General features: G+C 44.6%; 1 tRNA gene and 2 rRNA genes. All 3 read left to right on the plus strand.

The window, feature by feature from the left end:
* Positions 1-54: ribosomal RNA gene (locus GCL60_RS17385) — 16S ribosomal RNA — on the plus strand; the annotation flags it as partial.
* 168 nt (positions 55-222) lie between these two features.
* Positions 223-298, plus strand: a tRNA-Ala gene (locus tag GCL60_RS17205).
* A gap of 187 nt (positions 299-485) precedes the next feature.
* Positions 486-720 (plus strand): 23S ribosomal RNA (locus GCL60_RS17210); the annotation flags it as partial.

A 720-nucleotide genomic window follows, 5' to 3' on the forward strand; every position in this document is an offset into this window, starting at 1 on the left:
GTTAAGTCGTAACAAGGTAGCCGTAGGGGAACCTGCGGCTGGATCACCTCCTTTCTAGGAATTTTGAGTCTTCTGTAAAGAAGCTCTATTCTAGGTCAATGGAATCGCACTCTGTTTTTGTAATCTTCTTAAGTCAAATAGAAAGCGGCCCGCTTGAGGGTGAGTGGAGACTTGTAAGAGCTCAATTCACAATCATGTAGCAGCCGTTTTTTTCCATGAATTGGGCGCTTAGCTCAGTTGGGAGAGCACCAGATTTGCATTCTGGGGGTCAGGAGTTCGACCCTCCTAGCGTCCACCATGAATGTAGAAAAAAGTTATTTGAAAAGAGAATAAGAAGTAAGAAGAAGAAAAAATAGTGAGAGATCTGGAAACAGATTGAGAATTATTTGGAATGGATTGCTTGAGTCAAACACGAGTGAAAGCTTGTGAGAGGCAAGGGAATTTATTTCATACTTGAGAGTGGAAACAAGGCGAATGATGCCTTTGTGGAAGCGATTAAGGGCGTACGGAGGATGCCTAGGTATCGAGAAGCGACGAAGGACGTGTCAGGCTGCGAAAAGTATCGGCGAGCCGCCAAGAAGGCTTTGACCCGGTAATGTCCGAATGGGGGAACCCAGTCCGCAAGGATTACCATGAACTGAATAAATAGGTTCATAGGAGCGAACGGAGGGAATTGAAACATCTTAGTACCTCTAGGAAAAGAAAACAAACAAGTGATTC

The organism is Silvanigrella paludirubra, from assembly GCF_009208775.1.
Taxonomy (GTDB): domain Bacteria; phylum Bdellovibrionota_B; class Oligoflexia; order Silvanigrellales; family Silvanigrellaceae; genus Silvanigrella; species Silvanigrella paludirubra.